Annotated in this window: 13 protein-coding genes; 4 read left to right on the plus strand and 9 right to left on the minus strand. The window is 71.1% G+C overall.

The features are described 5' to 3' along the window. Window positions 1–84 precede the first annotated feature (84 nt). Complete coding sequence (locus tag AC07O8_RS21560; RefSeq protein ID WP_495049979.1) at window positions 85–1,767, plus strand: GGDEF domain-containing protein; 1,683 nt, start codon at window positions 85–87, stop codon at window positions 1,765–1,767. Window position 1,768: 1 nt separating this feature from the next. On the opposite strand, the gene AC07O8_RS21565 is transcribed toward AC07O8_RS21560, so the two are convergent. From AC07O8_RS21565 to hutC, 7 genes are all read right to left on the minus strand, one after another. Further along, window positions 1,769–3,325, minus strand: coding sequence for a methyl-accepting chemotaxis protein (locus tag AC07O8_RS21565; RefSeq protein WP_495049980.1), 1,557 nt, complete (start codon window positions 3,323–3,325; stop codon window positions 1,769–1,771). Between the two features lie 124 nt (window positions 3,326–3,449). Continuing rightward, the gene (locus tag AC07O8_RS21570) at window positions 3,450–5,006 is read right to left on the minus strand and encodes a methyl-accepting chemotaxis protein (protein ID WP_495049981.1); all 1,557 of its coding nucleotides are present in this window, start codon (window positions 5,004–5,006) and stop codon (window positions 3,450–3,452) included. A gap of 86 nt (window positions 5,007–5,092) precedes the next feature. Further along, window positions 5,093–6,448 (minus strand): formimidoylglutamate deiminase, encoded by a 1,356-nt coding sequence (hutF, locus tag AC07O8_RS21575; RefSeq protein WP_495049982.1) that lies wholly within the window; start codon window positions 6,446–6,448, stop codon window positions 5,093–5,095. Then, on the minus strand, window positions 6,445–7,269 hold the full coding sequence (gene hutG / locus AC07O8_RS21580; RefSeq protein ID WP_495049983.1) for an N-formylglutamate deformylase: 825 nt from the start codon (window positions 7,267–7,269) through the stop codon (window positions 6,445–6,447). The genes hutF and hutG overlap by 4 nt, the downstream gene beginning before the upstream one ends. A 91-nt stretch (window positions 7,270–7,360) precedes the next feature. Continuing rightward, window positions 7,361–8,623 (minus strand): imidazolonepropionase, encoded by a 1,263-nt coding sequence (gene hutI / locus AC07O8_RS21585; protein WP_495049984.1) that lies wholly within the window; start codon window positions 8,621–8,623, stop codon window positions 7,361–7,363. Continuing rightward, on the minus strand, window positions 8,620–9,174 hold the full coding sequence (locus tag AC07O8_RS21590) for a HutD/Ves family protein (RefSeq protein ID WP_495049985.1): 555 nt from the start codon (window positions 9,172–9,174) through the stop codon (window positions 8,620–8,622). Before AC07O8_RS21590 ends, hutI begins: the two co-directional genes overlap by 4 nt. A gap of 122 nt (window positions 9,175–9,296) precedes the next feature. After that, window positions 9,297–10,031 (minus strand): histidine utilization transcriptional repressor HutC, encoded by a 735-nt coding sequence (gene hutC, locus AC07O8_RS21595; protein ID WP_495049986.1) that lies wholly within the window; start codon window positions 10,029–10,031, stop codon window positions 9,297–9,299. Between the two features lie 141 nt (window positions 10,032–10,172). On the opposite strand from hutC, the gene hutU reads away from it, so the two are divergent. From hutU to AC07O8_RS21610, 3 genes are all read left to right on the plus strand, one after another. Beyond that, window positions 10,173–11,879, plus strand: coding sequence for a urocanate hydratase (gene hutU, locus AC07O8_RS21600; protein ID WP_495049987.1), 1,707 nt, complete (start codon window positions 10,173–10,175; stop codon window positions 11,877–11,879). An 86-nt stretch (window positions 11,880–11,965) separates the two neighbouring features. Beyond that, window positions 11,966–13,525 carry a histidine ammonia-lyase gene (gene hutH / locus AC07O8_RS21605; RefSeq protein WP_495049988.1) on the plus strand — a complete coding sequence of 520 codons (1,560 nt, stop codon included), beginning with the start codon at window positions 11,966–11,968 and terminating at the stop codon, window positions 13,523–13,525. A 49-nt stretch (window positions 13,526–13,574) separates the two neighbouring features. Further along, on the plus strand, window positions 13,575–14,945 hold the full coding sequence (locus AC07O8_RS21610; RefSeq protein WP_495049989.1) for an alpha/beta hydrolase: 1,371 nt from the start codon (window positions 13,575–13,577) through the stop codon (window positions 14,943–14,945). A 37-nt stretch (window positions 14,946–14,982) separates the two neighbouring features. Here AC07O8_RS21610 and clsB read toward each other — a convergent pair whose 3' ends face one another. Beyond that, a complete protein-coding gene (gene clsB, locus AC07O8_RS21615) occupies window positions 14,983–16,257 on the minus strand; it encodes a cardiolipin synthase ClsB (RefSeq protein ID WP_495049990.1) in 1,275 nt (424 codons plus the stop codon). Then, window positions 16,254–16,958 carry an endonuclease/exonuclease/phosphatase family protein gene (locus AC07O8_RS21620; protein ID WP_495050138.1) on the minus strand — a complete coding sequence of 235 codons (705 nt, stop codon included), beginning with the start codon at window positions 16,956–16,958 and terminating at the stop codon, window positions 16,254–16,256. The genes clsB and AC07O8_RS21620 overlap by 4 nt, the downstream gene beginning before the upstream one ends. Window positions 16,959–17,033: the final 75 nt, after the last annotated feature.

Genomic DNA, 17,033 nt, shown 5'->3' on the forward strand with positions numbered 1-17,033 from the left:
GGGGCGTGCCGCCATTGACGTGCGCTATGCGGCGGCGAATGCTGCGGCATCGAGGTCGACGAGTTTGACGGAGGAGAGTCTGCCTTGTTCCAACGCGAGCTGGCACGAGCCCTGCACCTGAGCCGCCGCGGCGCCTACCGCGACGCGACCGATGCCCTGGAGCTGTCCCTGGTGGCGGCCGACACGGCGCGGGATCGCGCGCGGGCGCTGATCCTCATCGCCCACAACCTGCCACGGCAGGGGGACCTGCAGGGCGCGCTGCGGCGCGCGAGCGAGGCCGCGGCCCTGATCCGCCTCATCGACGGCCCCGACCAGGACGCCTGGACCGCCGAGGCCCTCACCGAGCTCTGCTATGTCTACGCGCAGTTCCAGATGGGGCGGGACGCGATGCAGGCCGGCTGGCAGGCGCTGGCCGCCGCGCGGCGCGCCGAGGACGCGGCGCGCGAGGCCTGGGCGCTGAACCGGCTGGCGGTGTCCTTCGCGGTCTCGGACCAGGTCGAGCAGGCCTGCCAGCACACCCTGCAAGCCCTGGAGATCGCGCAGCAGCAGGCCCCGGGCGAGCGCGAGCTGATGCTCTCCTGCCTGAACAACCTCGCGCACTTCTGGCTGCAGGCGCATGCGGAGGCGATCCGCGACGAGGACCGGACGGCGTCCGCCGAGGCGCTCGCGCAGGCCGAGCCCTACGCGGTGCGGGCGGCCACGCTGGTGCGGGAGGAAGGCAATCCCTTCCTCGTCGTCGTCTCGCTGTCCAACCTGGTCGAGCTGCAGCTGGGCACGGGCGCCATCGACGAGGCGCTCCAGATCACCGATGAATACGAACGTCTGGCGCAGCGGCACGGCTACGCCGGCATGGTGCTGCAGGCCCGCGCGCAGCGGGCCCTGCTGCAGCTCAAGCGCGACGACACCGCCGGCGCGCAGGACGCACTGCCGGCGCTGGAGACGCTCCAGGACCTGGTGAGCCAGCAGGCGCCGCAATCGCTGCCCGCGCGCCTGCGCCGGCAGCTGACGCTGGCGATCTATCGCGGCTACAAGCTCCGCGGCGACGCGGTGCGGGCGCTGGCGGCGCATGAGCAGCTCACCGCCCTGGAACGCCAATCGGCGCGCAACGCCATGGCGCTGCAGACCGAGGCCATGCTGATCCGGCAGGAATTCCAGCAGGCGCAGGCGCGCGCCGAGCACGCGATGCAGGACGCGCGGCGCGAGCGCGAGCGCGCGGATCTCGCCGAACAGGAACAGCAGCGCCTGCGGCGCCAGGCGGCGGAACTGGGCCGCATGGCCCATGAAGACGCGCTGACGGGCCTCAACAACCGGCGTCATGCCGAGTTCGCACTGCCGCTGCTGCTGGAGCGCGCGAGACAGGAGAACAAGCCGATCTCGCTGGGGCTGCTCGACATCGACCACTTCAAGCAGGTCAACGACGCCTTCGGGCACGGCGTCGGCGACCAGGCGCTGCAGAAGGTCGCGCAGGTCCTGCGGCGTCAACTGCGCAGCGCCGACCTGCTGGCGCGGGTCGGCGGCGAGGAGTTCATGCTGGTATTCGTCGGTGTCACGCCCGAGCGCGCGCAGGACATCTGCGAGCGGCTGCGCGCCGCGATCGCCAGCCACGGCTGGGGCGAGCTGGCGGCGGCGCTGCAGGTCACCGTGTCCATCGGGCTGGCCGCGGGCGAGCCCCCGGCCAAGCCCGCCCTCCTCGTCGAGACGGCCGACCAGGCCCTCTACGCCGCGAAGCACGCGGGGCGCAACCGCGTGCAGTTCATGGGCTGCTGAATCAGCTGAGCTTGAAGACCGCGACCGACTGGGCCAGCGCATCGGCCTGATGCTGCAGGCTCTGCGCCGCCGCGGCGGATTCCTCGACCAGCGCGGCGTTCTGCTGCGTCATCTGGTCCAGCTGCGAGATCGCCGAGCCGATCTGGTTGATGCCGCCGCTCTGCTCGGCGGTCGCATGGCTGATCTCCGCCACGATGCGCGACACGCGCGAGACCGACTCGGAGATCTGGTTGATCGTCTGGCCGGCGCGCTCGACCAGCGCGGCGCCGCTGGAGACGCTCTCGCCGCTGGCGGTGATGAGCTGCTTGATCTCCTTGGCGGCCTCGGCGCTGCGCTTGGCCAGCGAGCGCACCTCGCTCGCGACGACCGCGAAGCCTCGGCCCTGCTCGCCCGCGCGCGCGGCTTCCACGGCGGCGTTCAGCGCCAGGATGTTGGTCTGGAACGCGATCCCGTCGATGGTGCCGATGATGTCGCCGATGCGCGACGACGACGCGCTGATCCGGCCCATCGTCTGCACGACCTCGCCCACCACGCTGACGCCGCGCACGGCGACCTCCGCGGCCTGCTCGGCCAGCGCCTTCGCCTCGCCGGCGGACGCCGCGTTGTGCTGGACGCTCGAGGTCAGCTGTCCCATCGCCGACGCGGTGGCCTGCAGGTTGGACGCGGCCTGTTCGGTCCGCTGGCTCAGGTCGTGCGCGCCGGCGGCGACTTCGCGGGACGCCGTCGCGATGCTGTCGGTGGCGTTGCGCACGCCGCTGACGACCTCGCGGATCGACGCCTGCATGCCCTGCACGCCGCGCGCCATCGCGGCGGTCTCGTCGGCGCCTTGCGCGTCGACGGGTTGGCTCAGGTCCTTGCGCGCGATGCGTTCGGTCGTGCTCACGGCCTGGGCGAGCGGCGCGAGGATGGAGCGGATGTTCAGCACGGTCAGCAGCGCGATCAGCGCCACGCCGACCGCCATCACGACGCCGAGCACGCCGCGCACGCTCAGTTCGCGGGTGCCGAGGCGCTGCACCTCGTCCTGGCCATGCTGCAGGATCGCGGTCGTCATCTCGCCGACGCCGCTGTCCATCGCCTGCACCGGCGCCTTGATCGCGTCGGTCGAGCGGTTCGCCTCGGCCGCGTCGACGAAGTCGGCATTGAGGATGCGCTTGGCGATGTCGTCGACGCCGGTCTTGTAGGCCTCGAGCGACTGCTTGAGCCTGGGCGGCAGCGCGCGGACCTCGGGGCTGGCCTCGAGGCTGGAGAGCGTGTCGAGCGAACGGATCACGCCGGCGTAGGTCTTCTGCCAATCGGCTTGCGCCTGCTTGACGGTGCCGTCGTCGCCGATGTTGATCAGCATGTCCTTCTCGAAGCGGCGCAGGTTGCCGATGCCGGCGCGGACTTCGGAGAGCTGGGTCAGGGCGCCGACGTCCTGGGCGACGTACTGCTGGAAGTCGGCGCGCGAGCTGCCCATGGCCCAGAGGCCGGCGCCGCCGATGAGCAGGAGGGCGAGGACGGACAGGAGGCCCAGACCGAGCAGGCGGGTCCGGATCGTGTAGTTGCGCAGAGACTGCATGTTTTCCCGACGAGATGGATCAATGGGAAAAGCCTAGCAGCCGCCATGCCAGCGCCCGAGGACGCCGGACTCTAAACCCCGACAAGCGTGGAGTTCTCCCGCACCGATGTCACGGCCGCGGACATCAGCCGAGCTTGAACACCGCCACCGACTGCGACAGCTCATCCGCCTGATGCTGCAGGCTCTGCGCCGCGGCGGCGGACTCTTCCACGAGCGCCGCGTTCTGCTGCGTCATCTGGTCCAGCTGCGAGATCGCCGAGCCGATCTGGTTGATGCCGCCGCTCTGTTCGGTGGTGGCGTGGCTGATCTCGGCCACGATACGCGACACGCGCGAGATCGAATCGGCGATCTCGTTCATCGTCTGCCCGGCGCGCTCGACGAGGGCGGCGCCGCTGGAGACGCTCTCGCCGCTGGCGGTGATGAGCTGCTTGATCTCCTTGGCGGCTTCGGCGCTGCGTTGCGCGAGCGAGCGCACCTCGCTCGCGACAACGGCGAAGCCGCGGCCCTGCTCGCCCGCGCGGGCGGCCTCGACGGCGGCGTTCAGCGCCAGGATGTTGGTCTGGAAGGCGATCCCGTCGATGGTGCCGATGATGTCGCCGATGCGCGCGGACGACGCGCTGATGCGGCCCATCGTCCGGACCACTTCCCCGACCACGTCGACGCCGCGCCCGGCGGCGCCCGCCGCCTCTTCCGCCAGCGCATTGGCCTGGCGTGCCGACTCGGCGTTGTGCTGCACGCTCGCGGTGAGCTGCTCCATCGCCGACGCGGTCTCCTCCAGGTTGGACGCCGCCTGCTCGGTCCGGTAGCTGAGGTCGTGGGCCCCGGCCGCGACTTCGCGCGAGGCCGTGGCAATGCTGTCGGTGGCGTTGCGCACGCCGCTGACCACGTTGCGGATGGAGGTCTGCATGCCCTGCACGCCGCGCATCATCGCGGCGGTCTCGTCGGTGCCCAGCACGTCGACGGGTTCGCTCAGGTCCTGGCGCGCGATGCGTTCGGTGGTTCCGACCGCCTGCGCCAGCGGCGTCAGGATCGACGCGATGTTGAAGAAGGTGAAGAGGCCGATCACCAGCGCGCCCACCAGCATCACGCCGCCCAGCGCCGTCCGGATGCGGATCTCCTCGGCGTCGATGCGTTGCACCTCCTGGTTGCCGCGCGCCATGATCGCCTGGGTCATGGCGCCGAGCTGCTTGTCCATCTCCCGCACCGGCCCCTTGATCGGCTCGGTCTGCCGGTTGGCCTCGGCGGAGTCGACGAACTCCTGCTTCAGGATGCGCGCCACGATGCCGTCGAGCCCGCTCCGGTAGCTGCCCAGCGAGGCCTTCATCGCCGGCGGCATCGACTTGATCTCCGGGAGGATGTCGAGCCGGCCGATCGCGTCCAGGCTCTGGTTGACGCCCTCGAAGGCCTTGCGCCATTCGTCCTGGTAGCGCTTCACTGCGGCGTCGTCGCCGATGTTGATCAGCATGTCCTTCTCGTAGCGCCGCAGGTTGCCGACGCCGGCGCGGATCTCGGAGAGCTGCACCAGCGACTCGACGTCCTGTTTCACGTAGTGCTCGAAGTCCTGCTTGGTGCGGGCCATCGCCCACAGCCCGTCGCCGCCGATCAGCAGCAAGGCGAACACCGACAACAGGCCGAGCGCCATGAGGCGCGTCCGGATCGTGAAGTTACGCATGGACCACATGGCATTCCCAACTTGGTGGAAGGAGTGGGAAAAGCGTAGCAGCCGGCGTGCCAGCCGGACATCCTGCGGAAACGGGGGGCCGAGGATCAGCGCCAGAGCGCGTTCATCGTTTCCGTGAAGCGTTCACGGCGGCCGGCGTCGTCGATGACACGCCGTTCGCCGGCCACATAGACCTCGCGCCAGGTCGGCCCCTGGCTGGCGAAGACGAGCCCGTCCAGCAGCGCCGCGTCCGGCAACCCGGCCAGGCCGCTCGCGGCCGTGTCGAGCACCAGGAAGTCCGCGCGCGCGCCCGGCCTGAGGCCCCAGGCGCCCAGCCCCGCGGCCCGCGCGCCGCCCGCGACGCAGGCGTCGAACAGGCGCGCCGCCGTCGACGGCTGCCGGCCCGGTCGTGCCGCGACGTTGCGTCGTTGCAGGCCCAGGCGCTGGCCGTACTCCAGCCACCGCAGTTCCTCGACCCAGCCGCGGGTGACCTGGCTGTCCGAGCCCACCGTCAGCGGCACGTCCGTCGCCAGCCAGCCGGGCAGGTCCGCCAGTCCGTCGCCGAGGTTGCCCTCGGTGCCCGGGCAGATCACCACGCCCGCGCCGCTCGCGGCGACGCGGGCGATCTCCTCCCGCGTGCTGTGCGTGGCGTGCACGAGGTGCCAGCGCGGATCCAGTCCGTAGTCGGCCAGCAGGTCGATCGGCCGCTTGCCGGTGGCCGCGAGGCAGTCATCGACTTCCTGCTGCTGCTCGGCGACGTGCACGTGGATGGGAATGTCGGCGTCGCCGACCAGCGCCTGCAGCGCCCGCACGTCCTCGACGTGCGCCGCACGCAGCGAGTGCACCGCCACGCCGGCGCGCACCAGCGGCAGGCCCGCCGCATTGATGCGCTCGCAGGCGCGCCAGACCCACGCGGCATCGGTGCGGAAGCGTCGCTGCGTGTCGCGCAGGCCCTTCTGGGCGAAGCCGGCATGCGCGTACAGCACCGGCAGCAGCGTCAGGCCGATGCCGGTCTCCTGCGCGGCCTCGGCCAGCGCCATCGCCATGGCGAGCTCGGCCTCGTAGGGCGTGCCGTCCTCGCGGTGATGCAGGTAGTGGAACTCGCAGACCTGCGTGTAGCCGCCGGCCAGCAGCTCGGTGTAGAGCTGGGTGGCGATGATCTTCAGCTGCGCCGGCGTCACGCGCAGCGCAACGCCATACATGCGATCGCGCCAGGACCAGAAGTCGTCGCTGTCGCTGTCGCGCTGCTCGGCCAGCCCGGCGAAGGCGCGTTGGAAGGCGTGGCTGTGCGCGTCGACCAGCGTCGGCAGCACCGGACCGCCCAGTCGGATGGCGCCGGACGGCGCCGGCTGTCCGGCGGCGAGTTCGATCCAATGGCCGTCGCCGCCCGCGCGCAGGAGCACGTCGCGCTGCCAGCGCCCGTCCAGCCACGCCAGCGGCGCATGGAAGGTCGCAGCGCTCATGCCGCGCCCCGGACCGGATTGGCCAGCAGGTAGGCCTGCAGCAGCGTCGTCAGCGCCGGCCGGACGCCTTCGACGCAGGCCGCGTCGAGCTCATAACCGGTGAAGCCCATGTCGTTCTCGACCATGTAGCAGCGATAGCACATCTCCAGCTGCACGGCCTGCTGGCCGAGCTCCGGGCGCCCGTACTGGCGCGTGATGTAGCCGCCCTTGAAGCGGCCGTCGACCACCCAGCTGAACCGGTCCTGCGCCTGCAGCGCGATCTCCATCGCCTGGCGCGTGACCTGCTTGCAGGACTTGCCTTCCACCGTGCCGATGTTCAGGTCGGGCAGACGGCCCTCGAAGAGCCAGGGCAGTTCCGAGCGGATGCTGTGCGCCTCGAACAGCAGGGCGAAGCCGTGCTCCTGGCGCAGGCGCTGCAGCTCGCCCTGCAGCGCCTGGTGGTACGGCGCCCAGTAGGTCTCGATGCGGCGCTGCTTCTCCGGCGCGTCGGGCGCGAGGCCGTCCTTGTAGAGCGGCTCGCCGGTGAAGAAACGCGTCGGGCACAGCTCGGTGTTGGAGGCGCCGGGATACATCGGCGTGTCCTCGGGCGGGCGGTTCAGATCGATGAGGTAACGCGAGAAGCGCGGCACCAGCAGCCCGGCGCCGAGCTGCTCGGCGATCGGCGCGTACAGCGGCTCGAGGTGCCAGTCGGTGTCCTCGCTGCCGAGCGCGCGCTCGACGTAGCGGTGGTGCTGGTCGGCCGGGATCTCGCGACCCACGTGCGGCATGCTGATCAGCAGCGGGGTGCGGCCGCGCCGCAATTCAAAGACGTCGTGCTTCATCGCTCGTTCCTCGTGTCTCCAGGAGATCGCGGCGGGCCCTGCGGCGCACCGTGACTCCTCGTTCTTGTCTCTGCTGCGCTTCAATCGCGCGTCAGCCGCGCGGTCGCCCGCCGACGACCGTCTGCCGCAGCGGATTGCGGCCGAACCAGTAGGCCAGCTCGCGCGGATGCGCGGCGTCCCAAAGGCAGAAATCGGCGCGCTGGCCTGCGGCCAGCCGCCCGCGATCGGGCAAGCCCAGCGCCCGCGCCGCGTTCGTCGTGAGGCCGCGCAGCGCCTCCTCCGGCGTCATCCGGAAGAAGGTGCAAGCCATGTTGAGCATCAGCAGCAGAGACAGCCCCGGCGAACTGCCCGGGTTGTGATCGGTGGCCAGCGCGATCGGCACGCCGGCGTCGCGCAGCGCCTGGACCGGCGGCAGCCTGGTCTCTCGCAGGAAATAGAAGGCGCCGGGCAGCAGCACCGCCACGGTGCCGGCGCGGGCCATCGCGGCGATGCCCGCGTCGCTCAGGTATTCCAGGTGATCGCAGGACAGCGCGTTGAATTCGGCGGCAAGCGCCGCACCGCCCTGGTCGCTGAGCTGCTCCGCATGGAGCTTCACCGGCAGGCCGAGCGCGCGGGCGGTCTCGAACACGCGACGGGTCTGGTCGGGCGTGAAGCCGATGCGCTCGCAGAAGGCGTCCACGGCGTCGACCAGGCCTTGCCGATGCAGCGCCGACAACCAGTCGCAGACGACGTCGACGTACGCGTCCTGACGGCCGTCGAATTCGGGCGGCAGCGCATGTGCGCCGAGGTAGGTGGTCTTCACCGTCAGACCGAGCTCGCCCAGCTGACGCGCGACGCGCAGGCACTTGGCCTCGTCCGCCAGCGACAGGCCGTAGCCGGACTTCACTTCCAGCGTCGTCAGCCCTTCGGCCATCAGCGCGCGGGCACGCGGCATCGCCAGCGCATGGAGCTCAGACTCGCTCGCCGCCCGCGTCGCGGCGACCGTCGAGCGGATCCCGCCGCCGGCGCGCGCGATCGCCTCGTAGGTCGCGCCCTGCAGGCGCAGCTCGAACTCCGCCGAGCGCTCGCCGCCGTAGACCAGATGCGTGTGGCAGTCGATGAAGCCCGGCGTCACCAGCAGGCCGCCGAGGTCGCGCAACTCCCCCGCGCTGTCGCGCAGCTCGTCCGGCAGCGCCGCCATCGGCCCGACCCAGCGCAGGTGTTCATCCTCGACCAGCAGCGCGCCGTCGTTCACCAGCCCCCAATCGCGGTCGCCCGCCAGGGTGGCCAGCGTCGCATTGGCGTAGAGCACGCGCCGCGGCACGTCCGCCGCCGCCGTGGCCGTGGCCGTGGCCGTCGAGGACCCGTTCGTCATGACTCGCTCCAGATCAGCCACCACGCGGGGCCGTGTTGATCGCCGTCGTCGAAGACGCAGCTCTGCGAGGCCGGCGACTCGCACCAGGCGAGCGTGTGCGGCGCCAGCGGCACCGACCGGTGGCCATGGATGATCATCCCGCCCTCCTGCGTGAACAGCCCCAGCCACTGCGCCCCATGCGGGATCACCGGCCGGTCGGCGGGCTGGACCCGGAACACGCCCGCGTCGCGCCGGTGCATCGCGTTGAAGTCCTGCGTGGGACCGTCGATGAGCACGCAGTTCGGCGCGTCCTCGCCGGCGAACTGCACGATGCCTTCCTTCGGTTTCAGCGCCCGGCCGCGCAGGATCACGCCCCCGCCCGACAGCACGCCGAACCAGCGGTCCACGCCCGGGAAGGCCGAGAACGGTCCGTCGCGGTCGATGTCCGCGATGCTGACCCGGACCTTCCAGTCCGCCACGTGCGGCCAGGCGAGCAGCTCGCGCGTCCGTCCTCCCCCGTTGCGCCACGGGGTGGGCGCGACATCATCGGCGGTGATCCTCATCCAGCTCATGTCCGGCAGCTTGTTGGTTCTTGTTGAAGCCCGGGATTTTCGAAGACTCATCCATCGCGCCACGTCACGAAACGTCACATCCGTCCTCCCGCCACAACTTGCCCGCCAACTCGTGAACAGCGTCACGCCTGGAAGCTGCCTTCGAGGAAGTAACGGCTGGCCGGATGCACCAGTCGCACCGCCGTCACCGTGCGGCCGAGGCTGGAGGTCGCCCGCTTCACCACGAGGCAGGGCTCGCCGCGCGGCATGCCCAGCAGTCTGGCCTCGAGGGCATTGGGCATCGCCGCCTCGATCGTATAGCGCGCTTCCGACAGCGGGGCCACCTCCAGCAGGTAATGCGTCGGCGTCACGCGCTCGAAATCCTGGTCCATGTAGGCCGGCGCGCAGGCCGGATTGACGAGGCGGTCCTCGCACTGGATCGCGACGCCGTTCTCGCGGTGCACGATGACGCTGTGGAACAAGGTCGTGCCGGCGCGCAGCCCCAGCATCGCCGCCTGGTCGGCGCTCGCCTTCAGCGTTTCCAGCACGTGGACTTGGGCTTCGTGCCGGTGACCGCGTTCGGCGATCTCCTCGTGCACGTCGCGCACCGTCAGCGTCGAGGCGATCCGGTGCAGCTCGGCCACGAAGGTGCCCACGCCCTGCACGCGGTCGATCATGCCTTCCTGATGCAGCTCGCGCAGCGCGCGGTTCACCGTCATCCGGCTGACGCCGAAGGTCTCGGTCAGTTCCGCCTCGGACGGCAGGCGCTCGCCCGGCCGCCAGCGGCCGCCGGCGATGCCTTCACGCAGATGCGTCTTCACCTTCAGGTATTGCGGCGAGGGGCCGCCGCCGGCCGCGCTCGATGAGGGGGTCGCCATGGGGCGGAATCCTACTTGACTGTACTTGTATAGACAACCTGGAAAACCGCTCCTATGATCGCGCCCCATCGGACCGCAAAGAACCGGCCGGCCGCGCCCGCCAGGGCCGCCGGACCTCGCCGCCCAGACCAGGAGATCTCGATGACGACACCCACGACGACCACTGCTTCCGCCCAGCCGCGCCCGGTGCGCGCGCCCACCGGCACCACGCTGAGCTGCAAGAACTGGCTGATCGAGGCCGCCTACCGGATGATCCAGAACAACCTGGACCCGGCCGTGGCCGAGAACCCCGATGCGCTGGTGGTCTACGGCGGCATCGGCAAGGCGGCGCGCAACTGGGACTGCTTCGAGCAGATCCTGACCTCGCTCAAGAACCTCAACGAGGACGAGACGCTGCTGATCCAGTCGGGCAAGCCCGTCGGCGTCTTCCCGTCGCATGTGGACGCGCCGCGCGTGCTGCTGGCCAACTCCAACCTCGTGCCGGCCTGGGCGAACTGGGAGCACTTCAACGAGCTCGACCGCCAGGGTCTGATGATGTACGGCCAGATGACGGCCGGCTCGTGGATCTACATCGGCTCGCAGGGCATCGTGCAGGGCACCTACGAGACCTTCGCGGAAGCCGGCCGCCAGCACTTCGGCGGCGACATGGTCGGCCGCTGGGTGCTGACCGCGGGCCTGGGCGGCATGGGCGGCGCGCAGCCGCTGGCGGCGACCTTCGCCGGCGCCTGCTCGCTGACGATCGAATGCCAGCAGTCGCGCATCGACTTCCGCCTGAAGACGCGTTACGTCGACGAGCAGGCCACGGACCTGGACGACGCGCTGGCGCGCCTCGCGAAGTACACGGCCGAGAAGAAGGCCGTCTCCATCGCGCTGCTGGGCAACGCGGCGGACCTCCTGCCCGCGCTGGTCGCCCGCGTGAAGGCCGGCAGTGCGATCAAGCCGGACCTGGTCACCGACCAGACCTCCGCGCACGACCTGATCAACGGCTACCTGCCGGTCGGCTGGACCGTCGAGCAGTGGAAGGCCGCCGCCGCCGATCCGGCCAAGCATGCCGATCTCAAGGCCGTCGCCGCGCGCGGCTGCGCGGTGCACGTGCAGGCGATGCTGGACTTCCAGGCCATGGGCATCGCGACCGTCGACTACGGCAACAACATCCGCCAGGTCGCCTTCGACCAGGGCGTGAAGAACGCCTTCGACTTCCCCGGCTTCGTGCCCGCCTACGTGCGTCCGCAGTTCTGCGAGGGCCGCGGCCCGTTCCGCTGGGTCGCGCTGTCCGGCGATCCGGAGGACATCTACAAGACCGACGCCAAGATCAAGGAACTCTTCCCGCACCATGCCGGCGTGCACCGCTGGCTGGACATGGCGCGCGAGCGCATCGCCTTCCAGGGCCTGCCCGCGCGCATCTGCTGGCTGGGCCTGGGCGAGCGCCACCTGGCCGGCCTCGCCTTCAACGAGATGGTGCGCACCGGCGAGCTGAAGGCGCCGATCGTGATCGGTCGCGACCACCTGGACTCCGGCTCGGTCGCCAGCCCGAACCGCGAGACCGAATCGATGAAGGACGGCTCCGACGCCGTGTCGGACTGGCCGCTGCTCAACGCGATGCTCAACACCGCCGGCGGCGCAACCTGGGTCTCGCTGCACCACGGCGGCGGCGTGGGCATGGGCTACTCGCAGCACAGCGGCGTGGTCATCGTCTGCGACGGCAGCGAAGCGGCCGACAGGCGCCTCTCCCGCGTGCTGTGGAACGACCCGGGCACTGGCGTGATGCGCCATGCCGACGCGGGTTACGAGCTGGCGCAGAAGACCGCGCAGGCGCGCGGCCTGAAGCTGCCGATGCTGGGCCGCTGAACCCCGGCCGGCCGGGCCCGCCGACGCCTGCATCGGCGCGAAACGGTCCCCGTCCAGATTTCTCTCCGACTTCGATCCGAGATCCCATGACGACCTCTCTTGAACTCATTCCCGGCCAGCTCTCGCTGGCGCAGCTGCGCCGCATCCGCGCCGGCGGCGTGACGCTCGCGCTGCAGGCCGACGCCTGGCCGGCGATCCGCCGCGGCGCCGCCGTCGTGCAGGCCGCCGCGGCCGGCGACGACCCGGTCTACGGCGTCAACACCGGCTTCGGCAAGCTCGCGTCCAAGCGCATCGGCAAGGACGAACTGGCCGCCCTGCAGCGCAACCTGATCCGCTCGCACTGCGTCGGTGTCGGCGCGCCGCTGGCGCCGCCGGTGGTGCGGCTGATGCTGGCGATGAAGGCCGCCTCGCTGGCGCGCGGTTTCTCCGGCGTGCGCGAGACCGTGGTGCAGAGCATCCTCGACGCCTTCAACGCCGGCCTCGTGCCCTACGTGCCGGCGCAAGGCTCGGTGGGCGCCTCGGGCGACCTGGCGCCGCTGTCGCACATGACGCTGGCGCTGATGGGCGAAGGCGAGATGCTGGTCGACGGCCAGCGCAGGCCCGCGCTCGCGGCGCTGGAGAAGGCCGGCCTGAAGCCGCTGGTGCTCGAGGCCAAGGAAGGCCTGGCGCTGATCAACGGCACGCAGACCTCGACGGCGCTCGCGCTCGAAGGCCTGCTGCGCTTCGAGACCGTCTACGCCGCCGCCGTCGTCAGCGGCGCGCTGAGCCTGGACGCCGCGCGCGGCAGCGACGGCCCCTTCGATCCCCGCATCCACGAGGTGCGCGGCCAGCCGGGCCAGATCGAGACCGCCGCCGCCTACCGCGCGCTGCTGGCCGGCAGCCCCATCCGCCAGTCGCATCGCGACGGCGACGACCGCGTGCAGGACCCGTACTGCCTGCGCTGCCAGCCCCAGGTCATGGGCGCCTGCCTGGACCAGTCGCGCTACGTCCGCGACGTGCTGCTGCGCGAGGCCAACGCGGTCACGGACAACCCGCTGGTGTTCGCGCCGGAGGGCGGTCCTGCCACGATGATCAGCGGCGGCAACTTCCACGCTGAGCCGGTGGCGCTGGCCGCGGACGCGCTGGCCTGCGCGATCGCCGAAGTCGGCGCCATCGCCGAGCGCCGCATCGCGATGCTGATCGACACCGGCGTCTCGCGCCTGCCCGCGTTCCTGACCGAGAACGCCGGCCTGAACTCCGGCTTCATGATCGCGCACGTCACCGCCGCGGCGCTGGCCAGCGAAAACAAGTCGCTCGCCCATCCGGCGAGCGTCGACAGCCTGCCCACCTCCGCCAACCAGGAGGACCACGTCTCGATGGCCACCTTCGGCGCGCGGCGTCTGGGTCCGATGCTGGACAACACCGCGCACATCGTCGCGATCGAGTTGCTGGCCGCCGCGCAGGGCATCGAGTTCCTGCGCCCGCTGCGCAGTTCCGCGCCGCTGGAGGACATGCACGCGCTGCTGCGCGAGCAGTGCCCGGCCATGTCCACCGACCACTACCTGGCGCCGGACATCGAGCGCGCCTTCGTGCTGGTCAACGACGACGGCCCGCGCGGCCCCGCCGCGCTGCTGCGCGCGCGCACGGAGATGGTCGTGCTGGACTAACATCCGGGGCATCGGCGGGCCCGGCCCGTCCTCTCCTCGCGAGTCCCGCATGCCTCCTACCGCCTCGACGGCGCGCTCCTCGCGCGCCGTTCCTGTTTCCGCCCTCCCCGCGCCGGAACGCGCCTCGCCCCACCTTGTGCGCTTTGTCGCCGGACTGTTGCTGCTGATCGCGGCGCTGCTGGTCGCGCCGCGCGCCTTCGCCGCGACCAAGGTCGTCTTCGACATCGACATGCGCGAGGAGATCGGCGCCGGCCGTTTCGACCCCGCCAAGGACATCGTCGGCGTGCGCGGCGGCGCGGCGCCGCTGAACTGGGGACGCTCGCTGGTCGCGCCGGCGGCGGGACTGGGCCGCGAGGGCTGGTACAGCGTCACCGCCGTCTTCGAGCGCATCCCGCCCGGCGGCAACGTCCCGTACAAGTTCCACGTCGAGCACCCCGGCCAGAAGGATCCGGAAGGCGACTGGGAGATCGGCTCCAACCGGTCGCTGGAACTGGTCTCCGACGAGGTGCGCGTCTCGCGCGCGTTCAACGCGCCGGGAGCGCCGATCTCGTTGAGCCGCGCCGGCACGATCGAGCGGCTGGCGCCGCTGCCCGGCAACTTCGTCGGCCAGCGGCCGGTGCAGGTCTGGCTGCCGCCCAACTATGAGCGCGACACCGAGCGTCGTTATCCGGTGCTCTACCTGCACGACGGCCAGAACGTCTTCGACGCCGCCGCGGCGGGCGCCGAGTGGCAGGTCGACGAGACCGCGCAACGCCTGGTCGTCGACGGCCAGATCCAGCCGTTGATCATCGTGGCGGTGCACAACACCTCGCGACGGATCGACGAGTACACCGCGACCGCGAGGGAGTACGAAGGCAACACGCGCGGCGGTCTCGCGCCCGCGTACGCGCGCTACCTGATCGAACAGCTCAAGCCGTCGATCGACGCGCGCTACCGCACGCGGCCGGATGCGGCGCACACGGCGGTGGGCGGCTCGTCGCTGGGCGGCATCATGAGCCTGTGGCTGGCGGTGCACCACGGCGACGTGTTCGGCTCGGCGCTGGTGGTCTCTCCGTCGCTGTGGTGGGACGACGAGTTCCCGATCCGCGACACGCAGAAGACGCCGCTGCCGATGTCGCAGCCACGCCCGAAGCTGTGGCTGGACATGGGCACGAACGAAGGTCCGGACGCCATCAGGCAGCTGCGCAAGCTGCGTTCGGTGCTCTTCGCGCGCGGCTGGGCCGCGTCGGACATCGGCTACCAGGAGGTCCAGGGCGCGACGCACGATGAGGGCAGTTGGGCCGCGCGTGTCGATCCGATGCTGCGGTTCATCGACCGCCAGTTCAACTCGGCGCCGGGCAACAAGGCGCAGAAGGATCCGTTCCCGCCGACCATGCCGGTGGACATCTTCTGGCGCCAGCCGCTGCCGCGCACCAATTGAAGCGCGCTCGGTAGCGCTCCGTAGTGCTCAGTGGCGCTCAGTAGCGCCCGGTCGCCCCGGCCACCCGCAGGTATACGTAGGCCACCCAGGCGACCAGCGCGCGGCCGAGGAAGCCCCTCAGCCCGCGCCCGGCCATCGGCTCGACGCGGTGGGACTTCGCCACCGCGGCATCGAACTCCCGCGCGACGTCCCCGGCGAATGCGGCGTCGCGCACGACGACGTTGGCTTCGAGGTTGAGCAGCAGCGACAGCGGATCGATGTTGGAGCTGCCGATCGTGGCCCAGTCGTTGTCGACGACGCAGATCTTGGCGTGCAGGAACGCCGGCGTGTACTCGTAGATCTGGACGCCGTGGCCCAGCAGCTCGTCGTAGAGCGCGTGCGCGGCCAGCGCGGCGATCTTGTAATCGACCTTGCCCTGCAGCAGCAGCCGCACCTGGACCCCGCGCCCGGCGGCGTCCTTCAAGGCACGACGGAAGCGCTGCCCCGGATAGAAGTAGGGCGTGATCAGGTCCACGCGGACGGTCGCGCCGCGGATCGCGTCGACGTAGGCGCGCTCGATGGTGCGGCGCTGGCGCAGGTTGTCCCGCAGCACGAAGGCTGCGCGCACCGGCGGCAGGCGGCCCGGATCGCGCCGGCGGTGTTCCCCGCGCGGCATCCGGATGCGCCGCATCAGGCGCTTCGCGCGCCGCGCCGGCGACGCGCTGCGGATCATCGCCCGCATCTCGTCGCCGAAATCGTGCCCCAGCCACGCCCGCGTCCACACCGCGCGCGCCGCCTGCTCGATGGCCCGCACCGCCGGCCCGCCGACGCTGACGGCGAAGTCCAGCCGCGGCATCTCGGTGCGGCCATGATGCAGGTCCACGCGATCGTCGATCACGTTGATGCCGCCGACGAATCCCACCCGGCCGTCGACCACGCACAGCTTCTGATGCAAGCGCCGCAGCTGCCCCGGATGCAGCCAGTTCCACCAGCGGTCGATCGGACGGAACACCGCCAGCGCGACCGGCGCGCCCTCGAGCTGCGCCCGCAGCCACGCCAGGCTGCCCTTGGAGCCGAAGCCGTCGACGACCACCCTCACCCGCACGCCGCGCTGCGCCGCGCGCTTCAAGGCCTCGACGGTGGCGGCGCCGGCCTCGTCGTCATGGAAGATGTAGGTCGCGAGCCAGACCTCGTGTTCGGCGCGATCGATCGCCTCGATCTGCGCCGGGAACAGCGCATCGCCGCCGCACAGCAGCCGCACCGCGTTGCCGCCGGTGAAGCTGGGCTGGGACCCGAGGGTCCACGGGAAGAGGGGCTCCTGGGTCCGTTTCAAGTCAGCACGAGCTCGGCGAGCAGCGGCAGGTGGTCGGACATGCGCGCCCACGCCGGACCGCGCGGCACCTTCATGTCGACGCAGCGCAGGCCGCGCGTGTAGATGCGGTCCAGCGCGAACACCGGCACCCGCGAAGGGAAGGTCGGCAGCGAGCGCTTGGCGCCGGGCAGCATCGCCCGGCTCAGGCCGGTCGTGCGCATGGACTCTTCCAGCCGCTCGCCCCAGTCGTTGAAGTCGCCGGCCACGACCAGCGGCGCGCCGTGCGGCACGTGGTCCTCGATGAAGGCGGCCAGTTTCTGGATCTGCCGCACCCGGCTGCCGTGGATCAGTCCCAGGTGCGCGACGACTGCATGCACCTCGGTGCCCTGCCAGCGCACCGGCACGTGCAGCAGGCCGCGCTGTTCGAAGCGGTGGTCCGACACGTCATGGTGGCCGATGTCGCCCAGCGGATAACGCGACAGCAAGGCGTTGCCGTGCTCGCCGTGGCGCGTGACCGCGTTGGTGCGATAGGCCACCTCGTAGCCCTCCGGCGCGAGGAACTCCGCCTGTCCCTGCTCCGGCCAGCCGAACCAGCTGCGATCGAACTGGCGCGCCTCGCGGTGGTGGAACAGCCGGACCTCCTGCAGGAACACCAGGTCCGCGTCCAGCGCCTGCACGCCCATGCCGAGGTTGTGGATCTCCAGGCGCTTGCCCGGCCCCATGCCGCGCACGCCCTTGTGGATGTTGTACGTGGCCACGCGCAGGCGTCCGACGCTGTCGGCCGGCGAGGTGTCCGT

The organism is Roseateles sp. GW821-FHT09G09 (genome assembly GCF_059415965.1).